Source organism: Lysobacter antibioticus, from assembly GCF_000731095.1.
Taxonomy (GTDB): Bacteria; Pseudomonadota; Gammaproteobacteria; order Xanthomonadales; family Xanthomonadaceae; genus Lysobacter; species Lysobacter antibioticus_B.
Window position 1 is genome coordinate 1 of sequence record NZ_JMTZ01000081.1, and the last position, 19429, is coordinate 19429.

Here is a 19429-nt window from a genome sequence, read left to right on the forward strand (position 1 = left end):
CATACACCCAGGCCGACTCAGCCGAACAAGGGCGTAACGGATCGGGGGAATACGCCCAGATCTCTGGATCCCCGCCTACGCGGGGATGACGGCTTGGGGATGACGGCTGTTGGGGGTAACGGCTCTTGGGGGATGACCGCTATTGAGGAGGTAGCGGCTCCCGGCGTGAGGTGCAGACCGTCCTGTGCGGATTCAGTCGAGCGGGGCCACCCGCACCAACAGCACCTCGCCACCGCCTTCGAGCACGTTGCGCAGGCGTTCGCTGCCGGCGGCAAGGATCGCGGTGTCGCCGGCTTCCAGCGGCGGCAGGCCGGAGTCGTCGGCGAACCGCGCTTGGCCAGCCAGCAGATGCACCGCCCAGGTCTGGCCCGGTTCGGCGAAGATCACCATCGGCCCGACCAGCGGGCGGTGCCACAGCTCGGCACGGACCCGGTCGCGGCGCCACATCAGGTTGAAGTCGTGGGTCAGGCCGTCGAGCAGTTCGCCCTGCACCGCGCGTTCGCCGGCGAAACGCAGCTTGTCGTGCGGCGGCAGCAGTTCGTGGACCTCGCCGTCGTCGAAACGCAGGCGCAGGCCGTTGCCGCTGAGCAGGACCAGTTCGCGGTCGATCCCCGGGAACGCCGAGAACGGCGCATCGCGCTCGATCTCGGCGATCGACAGGCGCCAATCCCAGTCCTCGCCGGGGATCGGGCGATCGAGCCCGGCCTCGTTCTGGCGGCTCATGCGCACGATCTCGCGGGTCCAGCCGAACTGGTTGCGCCAGCGTTCGCGGCGGTATTCGTTGGCGGGGATGGACCAGGTCAGGCGGTCGGGCATGGGCGTGGCTGCGGCTGAACGAAGGCGCAGTCTAGTGGTTGGGCCGGGTTGGCCCAAGCGGGATAAAGCCGGGATAAAGCGATCGAACCATGATCGCGCGGCCAAGGGCCGGAAGGCGTCGGGGGGAAGCGGTAGCCAGGGTGTTATGGCCCGGGTCGGGTCGCGGCTTACGCCGCTCCTACAGGGGGCTGGCGCGGGTTGCAGGCTGGATCAAGCGGGCCGGGAGATGGCGGTCGCGGCTTGTGACCGAAGGAAATCCAGTAGGACGCCGCTCCTACCCCGAAAATCCGAAGCCCGAAGCCCTTCCCGACTCCCGAATCCCGAATCCCGAATCCCGAACAAGGGTGTGCCCCGCCGCAGATCCCTCTGGGGCGGGGCAACGTACTTCCGTGTCCAGGGACCTCCCCCCGAATCCTTTCGGGCTTCCTTGCCCGATTAGCTGCCGACCCCGCGTCCTTACGGCATCGGCAGACTTGTTCAGCGCTTGCTGGCAGCGCGCGGGGCCGCGATGGCTCCGGCGGTGTTGGTCGGGCGGACCTGAGCGGCGCCGCCGACCACGATGCGTTCGCGATTCTTTTCGACCGTCTTCAGACCGATTCCCTTGACCAGGGCCAGCTGCTCGACGCTGCGGAAGGCCCCGTTGGCCTTGCGGTAAGCGACGATGGCTTCGGCCTTGGAGGCCCCGATGTTGAGCAGTACGCGGTCCAACGTGGCCGCGTCGGCGCTGTTGATATTGACCTTTTCCGAGGCGAAGGCACTGCCGGCGAGCATCAGCGACAGGACCAGCGACTTTGCGATGAGGGCAAACGATTTCATGGTTAAAGCTCCTGAGAGTGGATTCCGTTCCTGGCCGGCGGCCTTACGTCCTTGAGTCCTTGTGTCCGCCGGTGGAGACAGTCTCCATGTCTCGACCGGCACAGGTTATCGCCGCAGACGCCTGTGCGAAGCCGGGGGATGCCGCAGCGCAGGGTAGGAAAAGTCCTACACGGCCCGGGAGGCGTAAAATGCCCCCCTTCCCCGCTCCAGAGGTCCGTCAATGGACGCCAGCAAGGTCGATCGCTACGTCAGCGAGAAGTGGGACGACGAAATCGTCCCGCAACTGGTCGAATACATCCGCATCCCCAACAAGTCGCCGATGTTCGACGCCGACTGGGTCCAGCACGGCTACATGGACGATGCCGTCAAGCTCATGGAGACCTGGGCCCGCGCCCAGTCGATCCCGGGCATGCAGGTCGAGGTGGTGCGCCTGGAAGGCCGTACGCCGTTGATCTTCATCGATATTCCGGCGGCCCACGGCGGCAGCGACGAGGATTGCGTGCTGCTCTACGGCCACCTCGACAAGCAGCCGGAGATGACCGGCTGGGACGACGACCTGGGCCCGTGGAAGCCGGTGATCAAGGGCGACAAGCTCTACGGCCGCGGCGGCGCCGACGACGGCTACGCCATCTTCGGCTCGCTGGCGGCGATCCTGGCCCTGCAGGAACAACAGCAGCCGCACGCGCGCTGCGTGATCCTGATCGAGGCCTGCGAAGAGTCCGGCAGCTACGACCTGCCCGCCTACGTCGATCACCTGGCCGACCGCATCGGCAAGCCCTCGTTGGTGGTCTGCCTGGACTCGGGTTGCGGCAACTACGATCAGTTGTGGTGCACGACTTCGCTGCGCGGCCTGGCCGGCGGCAACTTCACCGTCAAGGTGCTCAGCGAAGGCGTGCATTCGGGCGACGCCTCCGGCGTGGTGCCGTCGAGCTTCCGCCTGCTGCGCCAGCTGCTGTCGCGCCTGGAAGACGAGAGTAACGGCAAGATCCTGATCGAAGGCCTGTACGTCGACGTGCCGCCCGAGCGCCTGGAGCAGGCGCGCCAGGCCGCCAAGGTGCTCGGCACCGCGGTCTACGACAAGTTCCCGCTGTTGCCCGGCATGCAACCGATGTTCAAGGAGAACGCGCCAGACGACCTGGCCGAGTTGGTGCTCAACCGCACCTGGCGCCCGGCCTTGTCGGTCACCGGCGTCGACGGCATGCCGGCGCTGGCCTCGGCCGGCAACGTGCTGCGCCCGCACACCTCGGTGAAGCTGTCGCTGCGTTTGCCGCCGACCCTCGACGGTAAGCGCGCCGGCGAGTTGCTCAAGGAAGTGCTGCTGCGCGATCCGCCGAACGGCGCCCAGGTGACCCTGGAACTGGAGAAGTCGTCGAGCGGTTGGAACGCCCCGGCGATGTCGTCGTGGCTGTCGAACGCGATCGACGCATCGAGCCGCGAATTCTTCGGCCAGCCGGCGATGTACATGGGCGAAGGCGGCTCGATTCCGTTCATGGGCATGCTCGGCGAGAAATTCCCGGGCGCGCAGTTCATGATCACCGGCGTGCTCGGCCCGCATTCCAACGCGCACGGCCCGAACGAGTTCCTGCACATCCCGATGGGCAAGCGGGTGACCGCCTGCGTCGCCCGCGTGGTCGCCGAGCATCACCTGGCGAGCCAGCGCGGCGAGACCACCGGCGTGGCCGCGGTGGCCGACAGCGGCGATCGGCATGGAGATCACGGCTGCTGCTGATTTTTTCGGCTAGCCAATGGTGAAAGGAAACGGGCCTTCGGGCCCGTTTTCTGTTTGGGGATGAGTCGCTTCGGTGCGAGTCGCGCAGATGCGACGGCCTGATGCCATGTCCGACCAACTACGGTGAGAGTTCGTTGACTCATGCGGTGGATGTTCGTCCGCTTCGGTCGATGACGTCGGACCGGCGTTTTGTGCGCGTCCCGTGGTCGCGGCTTGCGCCGCTCCTACCCTTTGCTTGCGCCGGCTTGTGGGTAGGAGCGGCGCGATCCACGACTGGGTTCTGGGCGACGCCGCGCCACCCACCACCCCGACACCCCGCCCCGCCCTCACGCCGCGGCGACATTGACGGCCACATGCTCCAGCCGCGTCACCCACCATCCCCAGGAGGGCAAGCCCATGCTAGGCGGCATCTTTTACACGATCATCATCGGCGCGGTCATCGGCGTCCTCGCGCGCTTCTTCAAGCCCGGCGCCGATCCGATGGGCTGGATACTCACCATCCTGCTCGGCATCGCCGGCGCCTACATCGGCAGCCTGCTCTATGCCGGCGGCGGGCTGATCGGTCTGATCGTCTCGGTCATCTGCGCCATCGTGCTGCTGTTCCTGTACGAGATGATCCGAAGCAAGACCTCCAAACCCTGAGGCGTCCGCGGCATTGCGCTTCGCTGAAAACAGAACACCCCGGCTCAGGCCGGGGTGTTTCGTTTCGGACATGGAGGCAGCCTGCGCTGCGCCGGACAGCCGCGTCGCAGACGCTCAATCGCGCAGGTAATCGATCACCCGCTGCGCCAAGGCCTGGGCATCGTGTTCGAGGGTATCCAACTGCAGCTCCGCCGCCTCCGGCGCTTCGTACGGCGAATCGATGCCGGTGAAGTTCGGGATCTTGCCGGCGCGGGCCTTCGCGTACAGGCCCTTGACGTCGCGGCGCTCGGCCTCGGCGAGCGGGGTGTCGACGAAGACTTCGACGAATTCGCCGTCCTCGAACAACTCGCGCGCGAGCCGGCGTTCGGCGCGGAACGGAGAGATGAAGCTCACCAGCACGATCAGGCCGGCGTCGGTCATCAGCTTGGCGACTTCGGCGACGCGGCGGATGTTCTCGACCCGGTCTTCGTCGGTGAAGCCGAGGTCCTTGTTGAGGCCATGCCGCACGTTGTCTCCGTCGAGCACGAAGCTGTGGTGGCCGAGCGCATGCAGTTGCTTGTCGACCAGGTTGGCGATGGTCGACTTGCCCGAACCCGACAAACCGGTGAACCACACGCAACGCGGCTTCTGGTGCTTGCTGCGCGCACGTGCGGCCTTGTCGATGTCGACCGGCTGCCAATGGATGTTGCCGGCGCGGCGCAGGGCGAAATCCACGGTGCCGGCGGCGACGGTGGCGTGGCTCTGGCGGTCGATCAGGATGAAGCTGCCGAGTTCGCGGTTGTCGAGATAGGCCTCGAATGCGATCGGCTGATCGAGGCTCAGATTGCAGTAGGCGACCTCGTTGAGTTCGAGGTGCTTGGCCGCGAGCTGGGCCTGGCTGTTGACGTCGACCTTGTGCTTGATCTCGGTGATGCTGGCGCTGACCGTGCGCGCGCCGATCTTCAGCCAGTACGAGCGGCCCGGCAGCAGCGGCTGGGTGTCCATCCACAGCAGATGCACGGCGAACTGGTCGGCCACCTGCGCAGGCTGCGCGGCGTTGGCGATGACGTCGCCGCGGCTGATGTCGAGTTCGTCGGCGAGGGTCAGGGTGACCGCCTGTCCGGCACCGGCGACCTTGAGATCGCCGTCGGCGGTGACGATGCGCTGCACCTGCGAGCGGCGGCCCGACGGCAAGGCGACGACTTCGTCGCCGGGCCGCACCGTGCCGGCGGCAATGGTGCCGGCGAAACCGCGGAAATCCTGGTTGGGGCGGTTGACCCATTGCACCGGCAGGCGGAAGCCAAGTTCGGCCGCGCTGCGGTCGGTGTCGACCGATTCCAGATGTTCGAGCACGCTCGGGCCGTGGTACCACGGCGTCTGCGCCGAGCGTTCGGTGAGGTTGTGGCCGTGCAAGGCCGACAAGGGCACGGCGGTGACGTGTTCGATGCCGAGCTGGGCGGCGAGCTCGCGGTATTCACCGGCGATGCGCTCGAACACGGCCTGGTCGAAGTCGACCAGGTCCATCTTGTTGACCGCTAGCAGCACGTGGCGGATGCCGAGCAAAGACACGATATAGCTGTGCCGGCGCGTCTGCGTCAGCAGGCCCTTGCGCGCATCGACCAGTACCACCGCCAATGCGGCGGTCGAGGCGCCGGTCGCCATGTTGCGGGTGTACTGCTCGTGGCCCGGGCAGTCAGCGACGATGAACTTGCGCTTCTCGGTGCCGAAGAAACGGTAGGCGACGTCGATGGTGATGCCTTGCTCGCGCTCGGCGGCCAGCCCGTCGACCAGCAGGGCGAAATCGATCTCGCCGTTCTGGGTGCCGTGGCGGCGGCTGTCGGCATCGAGCGCGGCCAGTTGGTCGTCGAACAGCAAGCGGGTGTCGTGCAGCAGGCGCCCGATCAGGGTGCTCTTGCCGTCGTCGACACTGCCGCAGGTGATGAAGCGCAGCAGGCTCTTATGCTCGTGCTGCTGCAGGTAGCCGGCGATGCTGGCGTCGGCGGGACTCGGGGCTCGGGACTCGGGACTCGCAAAAGCCACCACGCTGCTACTCACTGCCGCCAACGCTTCCACGTCGCCACGCTCCGCCTGCTCCAATCCAGCCTGCTCCACCTCAGCCTGCTCCAATCCAGACTCCCGATTCGCGAATCCCGGCTTCATCAGAAGTAGCCCTCTTGTTTCTTGCGTTCCATCGAAGCGGAGGGGTCGTGGTCGATCACCCGCCCCTGGCGCTCTGAGGTGGTCGCGACCAGCATCTCGGCGATGATCGCTTCGAGCGTGTCGGCCTCGGACTCGATCGCACCGGTCAGCGGGTAGCAGCCGAGCGTGCGGAAGCGCACCTTGCGGGTCTGCGGCACTTCGCCGTCGCGCAGCGGCAGGCGCTCGTCGTCGACCAGGATCAGGCTGCCGTCGCGTTCCACCACCGGGCGTTCGGCGGCGAAATACAACGACGGCACCGGGATCTTCTCGCGATAGATGTACAGCCAGACGTCGAGCTCGGTCCAGTTCGAGATCGGGAATACGCGCACGCTCTCGCCGGCATGGATGCGGGTGTTGAACAGCGACCACAGCTCCGGGCGCTGGTTCTTCGGGTCCCAGCGGTGCTGCGGATTGCGGAACGAGAAGATCCGTTCCTTGGCGCGCGACTTCTCTTCGTCGCGGCGCGCGCCGCCGATCGCGGCGTCGAACTTGTTCCAGTCCAGCGCCTGCTTGAGGCCCTGGGTCTTCATCACATCGGTATGCACGCTGGCACCGTGGCTGACCGGGCCGATGCCCTGGGCCAGGCCGTCGGGGTTGATGTGCACGCGCAGGTCGACGCCGGTCTCGCTGGCGCGGCGATCGCGGAAGGCGATCATCTCGCCGAACTTCCAGCCGGTGTCGACGTGCAGCAACGGAATCGGCGGGCGCGCCGGGTAGAAGGCCTTGAGCAACAGGTGCAGCAGCACTGAGCTGTCCTTGCCGACCGAGTACAGCATCACCGGGTTGCGGAACTCCGAGGCCACCTCGCGCAGGATGTGGATGCTTTCGGCCTCGAGCCGGTCCAGATGACTCAACGCCCGCGCGGACAACGGCGGCGGCGGAGCGGACAGCGGCGGGCTCAGGTCGGGTGACGCACTCATTCGGAGGGACTCATCAAGGCGGCAGGTATCGAAAAGGGCGGACTGGACGATATTCGCCACCCGGGTTTCCGGCCGCGGCGCCCCGCCGGAAGGGGGTGTCGGGGCGGACGGACCAGGGGTTTCGGACCGTCCAAGCCTAGCCGGACCGGCGGCTGAGCTTGCGGCCATTAGAATTCCCCCGGTTTCGGGGAGGAAATAAGCGCCGGGCATGAGCGCATTACCGAGCATCCTTTCCGCGGCCCGGGAGCCGCTCGTAGCCTGCAGTCTCCCGAAGTCAGAAGCCGACCGCCGTGCCCGCCGCCGCCCTGTCCGCTCCAGCCCTGTCCGCTCCGCCCTCGCTGGCCACTCCGCTGCCCGCGGACCGGCTCGATTCGCTCGTCCGCCTCACCGAAGGCCTGGACCACAACAGCCTGTGGTGGCTGTCGGGCTATGCCGCCGGCCTGGCCCGCGCCGGCGCCGGCAACGTCGCCACTCTCGCGATTCCGGCCGCGACCCCCGCGGTCGCCGCGCCGGAGGCCCGCGCCAGCGAGCGTCTGAGCATCGTCTACGGCAGCCAGACCGGCAACGCCAAGCGCCTGGCCGAACAGCTCGCCGGCCAAGCCGAGGCCGCCGGTCTCAGCGTGCGCCTGCTGCGCGCCGACGCCTACCCGACCCGCGAACTCAAGAACGAACGCCTGCTCTATGTGGTCATCAGCACCCAGGGCGACGGCGATCCGCCGGACGACTCGCGCGGTCTGATCGATTTCATCGCCGGTAAGCGCGCGCCCGAACTCAAGGGGCTCAGCTTCGCCGTGCTCGGCCTCGGCGATTCCAGCTACCCGGATTTCTGCTCGATCGGCCAGAAAGTCGACGCACGCCTCGGCGAACTCGGTGCGACCCGCTTGTTCGCCCGCGGCGACGCCGACCTGGATTTCGAAACCGTCTCCACGCCGTGGCTGCAGCAAGCGCTAAGCCAGGCCAAGGAAGCGCTGAAGCCGGCCGCCACGCATCTGGCCACGGTCACGCCGCTGCGCCCCCTCGCGACCGCGCCGGCCTTCCATCGCGATGCGCCGTTCGCCGCCGAGCTGCTGAGCAATCGGCGCCTGATCGCGCGCGGTTCCGACCGGGTGGTGCCGGACAAGGACATCCGCCACATCGAAATCTCGCTGGAAGGCTCGGGCCTGCATTATCAGCCCGGCGACTCGCTCGGCATCTGGCCGCGCAACCCGCCGGCCCTGGTCGAGGCGGTGCTGAGCACGCTTGAGCTCGACGGCAACGCCGGCGTCGAGCACGGCGGCCAGTCGCTGCCGTTGCGGCAGTGGCTCAGCGAGAAGCGCGAACTGACCAAGCTGGCGCGTCCGTTCATCGCCAGCCATGCCGCGCATGCGCGCAGCGACGAACTCAACCGCCTGCTCGCCCCCGACCAGGCCGCCCAGTTCGCCGAACTGCTCGCCAACAGCCAGGTCATCGATCTGCTGCAGCGCTACGACGGCCAGTGGTCGGCCGAGGAACTGGTCGCCGCGCTGCGTCCGCTCACCCCGCGCATGTACTCGATCGCTTCCAGCCAAAAGCTGGTCGGCGACGAAGCCCACCTCACCGTCGCCCATGTCGAGTACCAGAGCGCCGGCGGCACCCGCTGGGGCGCGGCCTCGCACCTGCTCGCCAGCGCCGACGAAGGCGAGCGCCTGCCGGTGTTCATCGAACACAACGAACGCTTCCGCGTGCCCACCGACGGCAGTCGCGACGTGATCATGATCGGCCCGGGCACCGGCGTCGCGCCGTTCCGCGGCTTCGTCCAGGAACGCGTCGCCGACGGCGCCAGCGGCCGCAACTGGCTGCTGTTCGGCAATCCGCACTTCCGCACCGACTTCCTCTACCAAGTCGAATGGCAGGCCGCGTTGAAGGCCGGCCAACTGCACAAGCTCGACCTGGCGTTCTCGCGCGACCAGGCGCAGAAGGTCTACGTCCAGCACCGCCTCGGCGAACAGGGCCGCGATCTGTACGACTGGCTCGAAGGCGGCGCGCATCTGTACGTCTGCGGCGACGCCTCGCGCATGGCGAAGGACGTGCACGCGGCACTGCTGGCAGCGATCGCCAAGCACGGCGGCAAGGACGAGGAAGGCGCCGAAGACTATCTCAACGAACTGCAGCGACAGGGCCGCTACGCCCGGGACGTTTACTGATGTATTTGTTTCGCCACCGCCATTTCATCGAACCGGGTCGCGCGTCGCAGGCCGACGCATCCGGCTTCGTGTCTACTGCGCTCGACGGATCTGAGATCGAGGGATCGCTGCTTGCCCCGGCGGCCCGGATGGAACGAGGAAACCACGCCGCCCCGGTAGCGCGCGCCGACAAGAGTGCGTCGCCGGGCCCGGGCCGCGCTCCATTCGGGCTGCATCCGCTGGGTGCCCATGCGCTGCGTTTCGCTGCGACCGCCGGAGCGCCGGCATGAGCGCGCATTCGGTCGAAGACATCAAGCGCTCCAGCGCGCGCCTGCGCGGCAGCCTGCTGGAAAGCCTGGCCGATCCGGTCACCGGCGCCCTGCGCGACGACGACCAGACCCTGATCAAGTACCACGGCAGCTACCAGCAGGACGACCGCGACGTGCGCGAAGAGCGCCGCCTCGCGCGCCTGGAGCCGGCCTACAGCTTCATGATCCGCACCCGCACGCCGGGCGGCGTAGTCACCCCGGAGCAATGGCTCAAGCTCGACGCCATCGCGACGACTTATGCCGAACGCGGCTTGCGCGTCACCACGCGCCAGGCCTTCCAGTTCCATGGCGTGATCAAGACCGAGCTGAAGGCGACCATGCAGTCGATCAACGCCGCCTTGATCGACACCCTGGCCGCCTGCGGCGACGTCAACCGCAACGTCGCCGTCGCCGCCAACCCGCAGGTCTCGGCCTCGCATGCGCAGGTGTTCAAGCAGGCCGCGGCGCTGTCCGAGCACTTGCTGCCGAACACCCGCGCCTATTACGAGATCTGGCTCGACGAAGAACGCGTCGACGGCAGCGGCAGCGAGGACGAGCCGATCTACGGCAACGTCTATCTGCCGCGCAAGTTCAAGATCGGCTTCGCCATTCCGCCCTACAACGACGTCGACGTGTTCGCCCAGGACCTGGGCTATATCGCGATCCTCGCCAAGAACGCCGCCGGCGCCGACGAACTGCTCGGTTACAACGTCACCGTCGGCGGCGGCATGGGCGCGACCCACGGCGATGCCGAAACCTATCCGCGCGTCGCCGACGTAATCGGCTTCGTGACGCCCGACCAGGTCATCGCAGTCGGCGAAGCCGTGGTCACCGCACAACGCGATTTCGGCAACCGCGCCGTGCGCAAGCGTGCCCGTCTCAAGTACACCATCGACGACCGCGGGCTCGCCTGGTTCAAAGCGGAAGTCGAACGCCGTGCCGGGTTCCCTCTCCTCCCGGCACGGCCGTTCGCCTTCCGTCACAACGGCGACCGCTTCGGCTGGGTTGACAGCGAAGCCAGCAGCAGTGGCGACGCGCGCGCTCACCTGACCCTGCGCCTGCCGGCCGGGCGCATCGTCGACGGCGCGCTCGACGGCCACGGCCCCGAGCTGACCCACCTCAGCGGCCTGCGCGCGGTCGCGCAGTTGCTCAGCGGCCACGACGGCGCCGAGTTCCGCATGACCCCGAACCAGAACCTGGTGATCGCCGGCGTGCCGTCGGCGCTGCGCGCGCAGGTCGACGCGCTGGTCGCTCAGCACGGTCTCGACGCCTATCGCCAGGCCAGCCCGCTGCGCCGCAACGCCCTGGCCTGCGTGTCGCTGCCGACCTGCGGCCTGGCCATGGCCGAAGCCGAGCGTTACCTGCCGGATTTCCTCGGCCACGTCGAAGCCTTGCTGGTGAAGCACTCGATCCCGGATGCATCGATCAACCTGCGCATCAGCGGCTGCCCGAACGGTTGCTCGCGCCCCTACCTCGGCGAGATCGCCCTGGTCGGCAAGGCGCCGGGCCGCTACAACCTGATGCTCGGCGCCGATCACCGCGGCCAGCGCCTGAACACCCTGTACCGCGAAAACATCGCCGAGCCGGAGATCCTCGCCGCGCTCGACCCGCTGTTCGCCGCCTATGCGAGCGGACGCAACGACGACGAAGGTTTCGGCGACTACCTGGTGCGCAACCAGGTCGTCTCGATCCCTTATCCCACCCCCACCGGTATACCGATCGCACTGGTTGCAGAGGCCTACGCATGAGCGCTCCGACCGATCCCGTCACCGCCGCCGAATCGCCGCGCGCGCTGGCCGAACTCAACGCCTGGCTGGCGACGCAAAGCGCCGAGCAACGCGTCGCCTGGGCCCTGGAAAACACCGCCGGCGAGCACGCGCTATCGTCGAGCTTCGGCGCCCAGTCGGCGGTGTCCCTGCACATGGTGACCCGGCAGGCGCCGCAGATCCCGGTGATCGTGGTCGACACCGGCTATCTGTTCCCGGAGACCTACCGCTTCATCGACGAACTCGGCGAGCGGCTCCAGCTCAATCTCAAGGTCTATCGCCCGCAGATCGGCGTGGCCTGGATGGAAGCGCGCTTCGGCCGCTTGTGGGAACAGGGCCTGGACGGCATCGAACGCTACAACCGCCTGCGCAAGGTCGAGCCGATGCAGCGCGCGCTCAACGACCTCGGCGTGCGCACCTGGATCGCCGGCCTGCGCCGCAGCCAGTCGGGCAGCCGCGCCAACATCGAGTTCCTGCAGTTGCGCGACGGACGCTGGAAATTGCATCCGCTGGCCGACTGGAGCGACCGCGACATCTGGCAGTACCTGCATACCCACGACCTGCCGTATCACCCGCTGTGGCACGACGGCTATGTGTCGATCGGCGACATCCACACCACGCGCCGGCTCGAGCCGGGCATGCGCGATGAAGACACCCGTTTCTTCGGGCTAAAGCGCGAATGCGGCCTGCATTTCGACAGCGAGCCGGTGGCGGAGAACCAGGCGGCTTGATGGCTGCAGGTCGGGTTGCGCGGCGAGCGTAACGGAAAGCAAATCCCCCCTGCCCCCCTTTTTCAAAGGGGGGAATGCTTACGGGAGATTCTGTCGAGGCTCGTTGATATCCGGGCTGCCTCTCACACCCGCGCAACGTCCTAACGGACTTCCCCCTTTGGAAAAGGGGGACCGAGGAGGATTTGCTCTTCACCCACAGCGACACGCCCGCCGAAGCCCGGCAACAACTCGCAGATCGCTTACGAACTGATCGGCTGGGTCAGCTCGGTCCAGGTTGGGGCCTTCGGCCACTGCGGTTCCAGGTTGCCTTCGAGCACGCGGCGCAGGTCGCGGCGGTCGATCTGCGGGGCCAGGCCGTGCAACAGCTCCAGCGCGTAGTCGCGCAGCACGCGCGCACGCGGAATCACCGCCCAGGTGATGCACTCGGGAAACGCGTCCGGCGCGATCAGCGCCTTCAGGTCGTCGTCGCGCGAGGTCACCGCCATCTCGGCCAACACGCCGACGCCTAGACCCGCGCGCACATAGGTCTTGATCAGATCGGCGTCGCGCGCGGTCATCGCCAGCTGCGGCTCCTGGCCGCCTGCGGTGAAGGCGCGGCGCAGCGAGGATTCCGGGCGGGTCGAGGATTCGTAGCTGATCAGCGGGTGCGCGGCCAGTTCGGCCAACGTCGGCGCGCGATCGAGCTTGGCCAGCGCATGCGTGCGCGGCACCAGCACCACCCGGCGCCAACGGAACAACGGTACGGTGAGTCCGCCCTCGGGCGCGGCGCCTGCAGTGCTGATCACCGCCAGGTCGGCGTTGCCGTGCGACAGGTGCGACAGCACTTCGCCGTCGGCGGCCGCCTGCAAATGCACGCTGACCTGGGGGAAATCGCGTTTGACCTGGGCGATCACCGGCGGCAGCACGTAACGCGCCTGCGTGTGCGTGGTCGACAGCACCAGACGGCCGGCGTGCTGGCCGCGCTCGTTGGCGGCGTAGGCGCGGATGTTGCTGGCTTCTTCGAGAATGCGGCGCGCGTGTTCGAGCACGCGCTCGCCGGCCGGCGCGATCGCTTCCAGGCTGCGGCCCTTGCGCACGAACAACAAAAAACCCAGTTCGTCTTCGAGCTGCTTGAGCTGCTTGGACAAACCCGGCTGGGTCGCGTGGACGCGCTCGGCGGCCAGGGTGATGTTGAGGCCCGAATCGGCGATGGCGACCAGGTAGCGGAGTTGGGTCAGGGTCATGGCGTGGCTATCCGTAAAAGAGGGAGATCGGCGGCGGAATGTCGGCGCAGACGATGGCAACAGCCCGCGCCGTGGCGGACCGGGTCGTGCGGCCGGGACATTCGTTTGCGGATCGCTTCCACGTCTTTATCGCTCTATTCGGATATAACGATTTATAGCGTATTCGGCGTATGGTCGCCTTGTCCAGCCCCCTGGGCAGCCTTCACGGGGCTCATGCCGTGACGGCATGTGCAAAGGCGGCGACGTCATTTCCGGCCCCGCTCCGGGCGCCGTAGGGTCGTCCCATCGTCCCCGGATTGCCGCCCCGCCGCCATGACCAGCCCTCTGTTCCCATTGTTTGCCGACCTGCGCGGACGCACCGTGCTCGTGGTCGGTGGCGGGACGGTGGCGCTGCGCAAGGCGGGTGCGCTGCTCGATGCCGGCGCCCGGGTCCGGGTCGGCGCGCCCGAACTGGTCCCGGCCTTGGCGGCTTGGGTCGCCGAGGGCCGCATCGAGCACCTGCCGGGGACCTTCGTGGTCCAGTGGCTGGACGAGACCTGGTTGGCGATCGCCGCGACCGACGATGCCGCGGTCAACCGCGCCGTCGCCGAAGCCGGCGAGGCGCGCCGGGTCTGGGTCAACGTCGTCGACGATGTCGAGGCCTCGAGCTTCCACGTCCCGGCGCGCGTGGTCCGCGGCCCGGTGCAGATCGCGATCTCCAGCGGCGGCGGCGTGCCGATGCTGTCGCGCCATCTGCGCGAAACCCTGGAAACCCAACTCGACGAATCGCTCGGCGCACTCGCGCAGTTGTTGTCGCGCGAACGCGAGCGCATCCGCAAGCACTATCCCGAGCTCGGTGCGCGCCGTCGCTTCTTCGACCGCGTGCTGTCGGGCCCGATTCCCTCGCTGCTGCGCCAGGGCCGCGGCGAAGAAGCGCAACGCGCCTTCGGCGCCGCGCTGGTCGAATCCGACGCAGCCGCCGCGCAAGTCGGATCGGTCGCGCTGGTCGGTGCCGGCCCCGGCGATCCGGGCCTGCTGACCCTGCGCGGCCTGCGCGTGCTCAACGAGGCCGACGTGATCCTGCACGACCGCCTGGTCAGCCCGCAGGTGCTGCAACTGGCGCGCCGCGACGCCGAGCTGATCGACGTCGGCAAGCCGCTCGCCGGCACCGTGTCGCCGGCCAATCATCACAGCACCCAGGAACGCATCCACGCCCTCATGCTCGAACACGCCCGCGCCGGCAAGCGCGTGGTGCGGCTCAAGGGCGGCGACCCGTTCGTGTTCGGGCGCGGCGGCGAAGAACTCGAAGTGCTGCGCGACCACGGCATCGCCTTCGAAGTCGTGCCCGGCATCACCGCCGCGCTGGCTTGCGGCGCCTACGCCGGCATTCCGTTGACCCATCGCGAGCATGCGCAATCGCTGCGCCTGGTCACCGCTCATCTGAAGGACGCCAACGACGGCCTCGACTGGCGCGCGCTCGCCCAGGAAAAGCAGACACTCGCGGTCTACATGGGCGTGTCCGGGCTCGACGTGCTGCGCGACAAACTGATCGAACACGGTCGCGCCGCCAGCACGCCGTTCGCCCTGATCGAAAACGGCTCGCGCCCGGAACAGCGCGTGGTCACCGGCACGCTGGCCGAACTGGCCGAACGTGCGCAAGCGCATCGCGTGCAGTCGCCAGCCTTGCTGATCGTCGGCGAAGTCGCGGCGCTGGCCGAGCGTCTGCACTGGTTCGGAGAAGCGCCGCTGACGCAAGCGCTGGCGCCGGCCGAAACCTACGCCGTAGCCGCCTGACGCCCCTCATTCGCACCCACGCCACGGGAACTCACTCATGCCCCTGTACGACAACATCCTCGACACCATCGGCAACACGCCGATCGTCAAACTGCACCGCATCGCGCCGAAACACGTGACGCTGTACGCGAAGGTCGAATCCTTCAATCCCGGTGGTTCGGTCAAGGACCGTCTGGCCCTGGCGATCGTGCTCGACGCCGAGCGCAGCGGTGCGTTGAAGCCGGGCCAGACCATCGTCGAAGCGACCTCGGGCAACACCGGCATCGCCCTGGCGATGGTCGCCGCCGCCCGCGGCTATCCGTTCGTGGCGGTGATGACCGAAACCTTCTCGATCGAGCGCCGCAAGTTGATGCGCGCTTACGGCGCGAAAGTCATCCTGACCCCGGCCGCCGAACGCGGCACCGGCATGGTCCGCAAGGCCGCCGAGCTGGCCGAGAAACACGGCTGGTTCCTCGCCCGCCAGTTCGACAACCCGGCCAACCCGGCCTATCACCGCAACACCACCGGTCCGGAAATCCTGCGCGACTTCGCCGGCAAGCGGCTCGACTATTTCGTCACCGGCTGGGGCACCGGCGGCACGCTCAGCGGCGCCGGCCAGGTGCTGAAGCTGGCGCGCCCCGAGCTGAAGATCGTCACTTCCGAACCCGCCGGCGCTTCGCTGTTGAGCGGCAACGCCTGGCAGCCGCACAAGATCCAGGGCTGGACCCCGGACTTCGTACCGGGCGTACTCGATCGCGGCATCGCCGACGAAATCCGTCCGGTCGACGACGTCGTCGCGCGCGACACCGCGCGCCGCCTGGCTGCCGAGGAAGGCGTGTTCGTCGGCATCTCCGCCGGCGCGACCGTCGCCGCCGCCCTGCAGGTCGCCGAACAGGCGCCGGAAGGTTCGGTGCTGCTGGCGATGCTGCCGGACACCGGCGAGCGTTATCTGTCGACCTTCTTGTTCGAAGGCGTGGCCGAAGGCTCCGACGACGAGTGGCTGGCTTCCCTGGATCGGGAGGAGTCGGTCGCGGCTTGAGCAACAGGCGGGGCGGAGCCGAGCGCGGCCCTCTGGCGCGCACGTGCCGCCGCGTCGGGATCGGCTTTCGCGCCGGCCCCGCCCCGCGCTTCTATTCAGTAACCAGCATCAGCGGTAACCGGGCACCCGTAGGGCGGGGCTCACGACGGCGAGACGCCGGAGGCAGCGGTGGCGACTGCATCCGGAAGACGGCGGCGTGGGCTTCGCCCTACATCTTTTTGTCCGATGGCGTGGCGAGGAGTCTTGAGCCTTCGCCCCCCTCTCAGCGTTGCAGTTGCTGCGGTGGCCACCGGCGGGAGAGGGGTTAAAGCTGCCGGGCCGACGCTTCTCCTGCCGGTAATGGAAGACCGCACGGATTCACCCCCGGACCGCGGACGTTTACCCTGTGCGCTTGCGGCACCCGCCGCGCGGAGCAGGCATGACCCAGTCCCACCCTACCGATCGCGACCTCGCCCGCCTGGAATGGGCTCGTGCCGCGACCGGCGACGACCGCCTCGAACTCGTACGCGCTTCGTTCGACGCCGGTTTCCGCAGCTACTGGCGCGGCGCCACGATCGCAGCCAGCGCCGATCAAGCCACCGTCATCGTCATGGACTCGCCGCCCGAGCTCGAGGACGCGCGCCCCTGGCTGCGCATGCGCGAGGTCCTGCTCGCCGGCGGCGTGCGCGTGCCGGACGTGCGGGCCCAGGATCTCGAACACGGCTTCCTGCTGCTCGAAGACCTCGGCCGCGACACCTATCTGCAAGTGATCGACGACGGCAACGCCGACGCGCTGTTCGACGATGCCTTCACCCAGTTGCTGAAGATCCAGGCCCTGCCCTGCCCCGACGACCTGCCGCCTTACGACGAGGCTTTCCTCGCCCGCGAACTGCGTTTGTTCGACGAATGGTTCCTCGGCCGCCACCTCGGCATCGAGCTGAGCTGCGACGACCTGGAAAAACTCGACCTGGCCTATCGCCGCATTCTCGACAACGTGCTCGCCCAGACCCAGATCTTCGTGCACCGCGACTTCATGCCGCGCAACCTGATGCCGGTGCCCGGCGGGGTGGCGGTGATCGATTTCCAGGGCGCGCTGCGCGGGCCGATCGCCTACGACCCGATCAGCCTGTTCCGCGATGCCTTCCTGAGCTGGCCGGAGACGCGCGTCGACGCCTGGCTCGCGCGCTATCACGCGCGCGCCACCGCCGCCGGCATTCCGTTGCCGGACCTCGCGCGTTTCCGCCGCGACGCCGACTTCGCCGGCCTGCAGCGCCACATCAAGATCCTCGGCCTGTTCGCGCGCCTGCACCATCGCGATGGCAAGCCGAAGTACCTGGCCGACGCGCCGCGTTTTCTCGGTTACCTCGACGTGGTCCTGTCGCGTTACCCGGAAATCGCGCCGCTCGCCGACATCGTCGAACGTTACGTGCGCCCGGCCCTGACCGCGGCCGCTGCGGCCGACCCGGCATGAAAGCGCTGATCTTCGCCGCCGGCCTCGGCGAGCGCATGCGCCCGCTGACCCTGCACACGCCCAAGCCTTTGTTGAGCGTGGGCGGCAAGCGCCTGATCGAATGGCATCTGGAAAAATTCGCCACGCTCGGCATCGATGAGGTCGTGGTCAACACCAGCTGGCTCGCGCCGCAGTTCCCCGAGATCCTCGGCGACGGCGCGCGCTGGGGCCTACGCTTGCGCTATTCCTACGAAGGCGAAACCCCGCTGGAAACCGGCGGCGGCATGCTGCATGCGCTGCAACTGCTGCAGGAAAACGCCGACCCGCAGGCGCCGTTCCTGGTCGCCAACGGCGACATCTGGATCGACTACGACTTCGCCGCACTGCCGCGCGACTTCGACGGCGATGCGCATCTGCTGTTGGTCGACAATCCGCCGCAGCATCCTCACGGCGACTTCCGCCTCCACGACGGGCGCCTGCACAACCACGGCGAACCGCGCCTGACCTACTCGGGCATCGGCCTGTATCGTGCGTCCCTGTTCGACGATTGGCGCGCGCGACTCGGCGATGCCGCCGGCGCGCAACTGCAACCGCCGCGCTTCAGCACCGTGCCCCTGCTGCGCGCCGCCGCCGATGCCGGCCGTTTGAGCGGCTCGCACCATGGCGGCCGCTGGACCGACGTCGGCACGCCCGAGCGCCTGCAGCAACTCGACGCCGCGCTGACCGCGGCGGCGCACGGCTGAACGCAACACACGAATCGATATCGCGCGGCCTGAACCACCGCAGCCACTCACCCCTGCGAACTGGAATCCCATGACCGCCGTAAACCTCACCAAGACCAGCAAGTTCCTCAGCCTGGTGCTGCGCCACGAACCCGAAGCGATCGGCCTGAGCCTCGACGACAACGGCTGGGCCGACCTCGACGAACTGGTCCGCCTGGCCAATGCCGGCGGCAAGCCGGTCACGCGCGCGCTGATCGAGCAAGTCGTGCGCGACAACGACAAGCAGCGCTTCGCGATCAGCGCCGACGGCGCCCGCATCCGCGCCAACCAGGGCCACTCGATCGAGGTCGACCTGGCGCTGACCGCGCTGGAACCGCCGGCCACGCTCTACCACGGCACCGCGACCCGCTTCGCCAAGTCGATCCGCAACTTGGGCCTGGTCAAGCAGAGCCGCCAGCACGTGCATCTTTCCTCCGACGCCGAGACCGCGATCAAGGTCGGCAGCCGTCACGGCAAGGCCCTGGTGTTGTCGGTCCGCGCCGGCGACATGCACGCGCGCGGCCTGAGTTTCTTTCAATCCGAAAACGGCGTCTGGCTGACCGACGCGGTGGCGCCGGAATTCATCGACTGGCCGTCGGAAGGCTGAGCCGATGCTACTGCGCGCGATCCAGGGCGACATCACCACCCTGAGCCTCGACGCGATCGTCAACGCCGCCAATTCTTCCTTGCTCGGTGGTGGCGGCGTCGATGGCGCGATCCACCGCGCGGCCGGCCCGGAGCTGGTGGCCGAGTGCCGCCTGCTGGGCGGCTGTAAGACCGGCGAAGCCAAGCTCACCCGCGGTTATCGATTGCCGGCGCGCCACATCATCCACACCGTCGGCCCGGTCTGGCGCGGCGGCGAGCACGGCGAGCCCGAGCTGTTGGCCGCGTGTTATCGCAATGCGCTGGCGGTGGCGGCGCGGCATGGGTTAGCGAGCGTCGCCTTTCCCTGCATCAGCACCGGCATCTTCGGTTACCCCGCCGATGCGGCCGCTCGGGTCGCGGTCGAGACGGTGCGGGCGCATGCCGATGCGACGCTCGGCGAAGTGGTGTTTTGTTGTTTCTCCGCAGCGGATCGGGGGTTGTACGAGGCGTTGTTGGGTTGAGCCGTCGGCGCATGCCGTTGCCGTTGCCGTTGCCGTTGCCGTGATTTTGATCTGCTTTCTGCTTTGCGCTTT

At 68.0% G+C, this 19429-nt stretch carries 16 protein-coding genes; 11 read left to right on the forward strand and 5 right to left on the reverse strand.

The features are described from left to right. Positions 1 to 192: 192 nt before the first annotated feature. On the reverse strand, positions 193 to 816 hold the full coding sequence (locus tag EX88_RS0119590; RefSeq protein WP_031373679.1) for a HutD/Ves family protein: 624 nt from the start codon (positions 814 to 816) through the stop codon (positions 193 to 195). A gap of 477 nt (positions 817 to 1293) precedes the next feature. After that, on the reverse strand, positions 1294 to 1632 hold the full coding sequence (locus EX88_RS0119595; protein WP_036149553.1) for a ComEA family DNA-binding protein: 339 nt from the start codon (positions 1630 to 1632) through the stop codon (positions 1294 to 1296). A 220-nt stretch (positions 1633 to 1852) separates the two neighbouring features. On the opposite strand from EX88_RS0119595, the gene EX88_RS0119600 reads away from it, so the two are divergent. Beyond that, positions 1853 to 3361, forward strand: a complete 1509-nt coding sequence (locus tag EX88_RS0119600; RefSeq protein WP_031373681.1) for a M20 family metallopeptidase — start codon at positions 1853 to 1855, stop codon at positions 3359 to 3361. Between the two features lie 396 nt (positions 3362 to 3757). Continuing rightward, the gene (locus EX88_RS0119605; RefSeq protein WP_031373682.1) at positions 3758 to 4003 is read left to right on the forward strand and encodes a GlsB/YeaQ/YmgE family stress response membrane protein; all 246 of its coding nucleotides are present in this window, start codon (positions 3758 to 3760) and stop codon (positions 4001 to 4003) included. A 114-nt stretch (positions 4004 to 4117) separates the two neighbouring features. Here EX88_RS0119605 and cysN read toward each other — a convergent pair whose 3' ends face one another. Then, a complete protein-coding gene (cysN, locus tag EX88_RS0119610; RefSeq protein ID WP_235186363.1) occupies positions 4118 to 6022 on the reverse strand; it encodes a sulfate adenylyltransferase subunit CysN in 1905 nt (634 codons plus the stop codon). 119 nt (positions 6023 to 6141) lie between these two features. Continuing rightward, entirely contained in the window at positions 6142 to 7101 is a 960-nt protein-coding gene (cysD, locus tag EX88_RS0119615) for a sulfate adenylyltransferase subunit CysD (protein ID WP_430536921.1), read from the reverse strand. Positions 7102 to 7406: 305 nt separating this feature from the next. On the opposite strand from cysD, the gene EX88_RS0119620 reads away from it, so the two are divergent. The 3 genes from EX88_RS0119620 (at position 7407) to EX88_RS0119630 (ending at position 12047) form a co-directional block, all read left to right on the forward strand. Next, positions 7407 to 9263 carry an assimilatory sulfite reductase (NADPH) flavoprotein subunit gene (locus EX88_RS0119620; protein WP_031373685.1) on the forward strand — a complete coding sequence of 619 codons (1857 nt, stop codon included), beginning with the start codon at positions 7407 to 7409 and terminating at the stop codon, positions 9261 to 9263. A 265-nt stretch (positions 9264 to 9528) separates the two neighbouring features. Beyond that, entirely contained in the window at positions 9529 to 11298 is a 1770-nt protein-coding gene (cysI, locus tag EX88_RS0119625) for an assimilatory sulfite reductase (NADPH) hemoprotein subunit (RefSeq protein ID WP_031373686.1), read from the forward strand. After that, positions 11295 to 12047, forward strand: a complete 753-nt coding sequence (locus tag EX88_RS0119630; RefSeq protein ID WP_031373687.1) for a phosphoadenylyl-sulfate reductase — start codon at positions 11295 to 11297, stop codon at positions 12045 to 12047. Before cysI ends, EX88_RS0119630 begins: the two co-directional genes overlap by 4 nt. Before the next feature lie 239 nt (positions 12048 to 12286). Here EX88_RS0119630 and EX88_RS0119635 read toward each other — a convergent pair whose 3' ends face one another. Beyond that, entirely contained in the window at positions 12287 to 13270 is a 984-nt protein-coding gene (locus EX88_RS0119635) for a LysR family transcriptional regulator (RefSeq protein WP_031373688.1), read from the reverse strand. A 312-nt stretch (positions 13271 to 13582) separates the two neighbouring features. Here EX88_RS0119635 and cysG point away from each other — a divergent pair, with 312 nt between their 5' ends. From cysG to EX88_RS0119665, 6 genes are all read left to right on the forward strand, one after another. Then, positions 13583 to 15043 (forward strand): siroheme synthase CysG, encoded by a 1461-nt coding sequence (cysG, locus tag EX88_RS0119640; RefSeq protein WP_031373689.1) that lies wholly within the window; start codon positions 13583 to 13585, stop codon positions 15041 to 15043. 37 nt (positions 15044 to 15080) lie between these two features. Beyond that, entirely contained in the window at positions 15081 to 16061 is a 981-nt protein-coding gene (cysK, locus tag EX88_RS0119645; protein WP_031373690.1) for a cysteine synthase A, read from the forward strand. Positions 16062 to 16479: 418 nt separating this feature from the next. Beyond that, positions 16480 to 17511 (forward strand): aminoglycoside phosphotransferase family protein, encoded by a 1032-nt coding sequence (locus tag EX88_RS0119650; protein WP_031373691.1) that lies wholly within the window; start codon positions 16480 to 16482, stop codon positions 17509 to 17511. Beyond that, entirely contained in the window at positions 17508 to 18233 is a 726-nt protein-coding gene (murU, locus tag EX88_RS0119655; RefSeq protein WP_031373692.1) for an N-acetylmuramate alpha-1-phosphate uridylyltransferase MurU, read from the forward strand. The genes EX88_RS0119650 and murU overlap by 4 nt, the downstream gene beginning before the upstream one ends. Positions 18234 to 18303: 70 nt before the next feature. Next, the gene (locus EX88_RS0119660; protein ID WP_031373693.1) at positions 18304 to 18858 is read left to right on the forward strand and encodes an RNA 2'-phosphotransferase; all 555 of its coding nucleotides are present in this window, start codon (positions 18304 to 18306) and stop codon (positions 18856 to 18858) included. Positions 18859 to 18862: 4 nt separating this feature from the next. Continuing rightward, complete coding sequence (locus EX88_RS0119665; RefSeq protein WP_031373694.1) at positions 18863 to 19357, forward strand: O-acetyl-ADP-ribose deacetylase; 495 nt, start codon at positions 18863 to 18865, stop codon at positions 19355 to 19357. Positions 19358 to 19429 lie beyond the last annotated feature (72 nt).

Coding starts and splice junctions, on each gene's coding strand:
- cysI (WP_031373686.1), top strand. CDS start 9,529: ATGAGCGCGCATTCGGTCGAAGACATCAAGCGCTCCAGCGCGCGCCTG.
- EX88_RS0119665 (WP_031373694.1), top strand. CDS start 18,863: ATGCTACTGCGCGCGATCCAGGGCGACATCACCACCCTGAGCCTCGAC.
- EX88_RS0119590 (WP_031373679.1), bottom strand. CDS start 816: ATGCCCGACCGCCTGACCTGGTCCATCCCCGCCAACGAATACCGCCGC.
- cysK (WP_031373690.1), top strand. CDS start 15,081: ATGCCCCTGTACGACAACATCCTCGACACCATCGGCAACACGCCGATC.
- EX88_RS0119605 (WP_031373682.1), top strand. CDS start 3,758: ATGCTAGGCGGCATCTTTTACACGATCATCATCGGCGCGGTCATCGGC.
- EX88_RS0119630 (WP_031373687.1), top strand. CDS start 11,295: ATGAGCGCTCCGACCGATCCCGTCACCGCCGCCGAATCGCCGCGCGCG.
- cysD (WP_430536921.1), bottom strand. CDS start 7,101: ATGAGTGCGTCACCCGACCTGAGCCCGCCGCTGTCCGCTCCGCCGCCG.
- EX88_RS0119600 (WP_031373681.1), top strand. CDS start 1,853: ATGGACGCCAGCAAGGTCGATCGCTACGTCAGCGAGAAGTGGGACGAC.
- cysG (WP_031373689.1), top strand. CDS start 13,583: ATGACCAGCCCTCTGTTCCCATTGTTTGCCGACCTGCGCGGACGCACC.
- EX88_RS0119635 (WP_031373688.1), bottom strand. CDS start 13,270: ATGACCCTGACCCAACTCCGCTACCTGGTCGCCATCGCCGATTCGGGC.
- EX88_RS0119595 (WP_036149553.1), bottom strand. CDS start 1,632: ATGAAATCGTTTGCCCTCATCGCAAAGTCGCTGGTCCTGTCGCTGATG.
- EX88_RS0119660 (WP_031373693.1), top strand. CDS start 18,304: ATGACCGCCGTAAACCTCACCAAGACCAGCAAGTTCCTCAGCCTGGTG.
- murU (WP_031373692.1), top strand. CDS start 17,508: ATGAAAGCGCTGATCTTCGCCGCCGGCCTCGGCGAGCGCATGCGCCCG.
- EX88_RS0119650 (WP_031373691.1), top strand. CDS start 16,480: ATGACCCAGTCCCACCCTACCGATCGCGACCTCGCCCGCCTGGAATGG.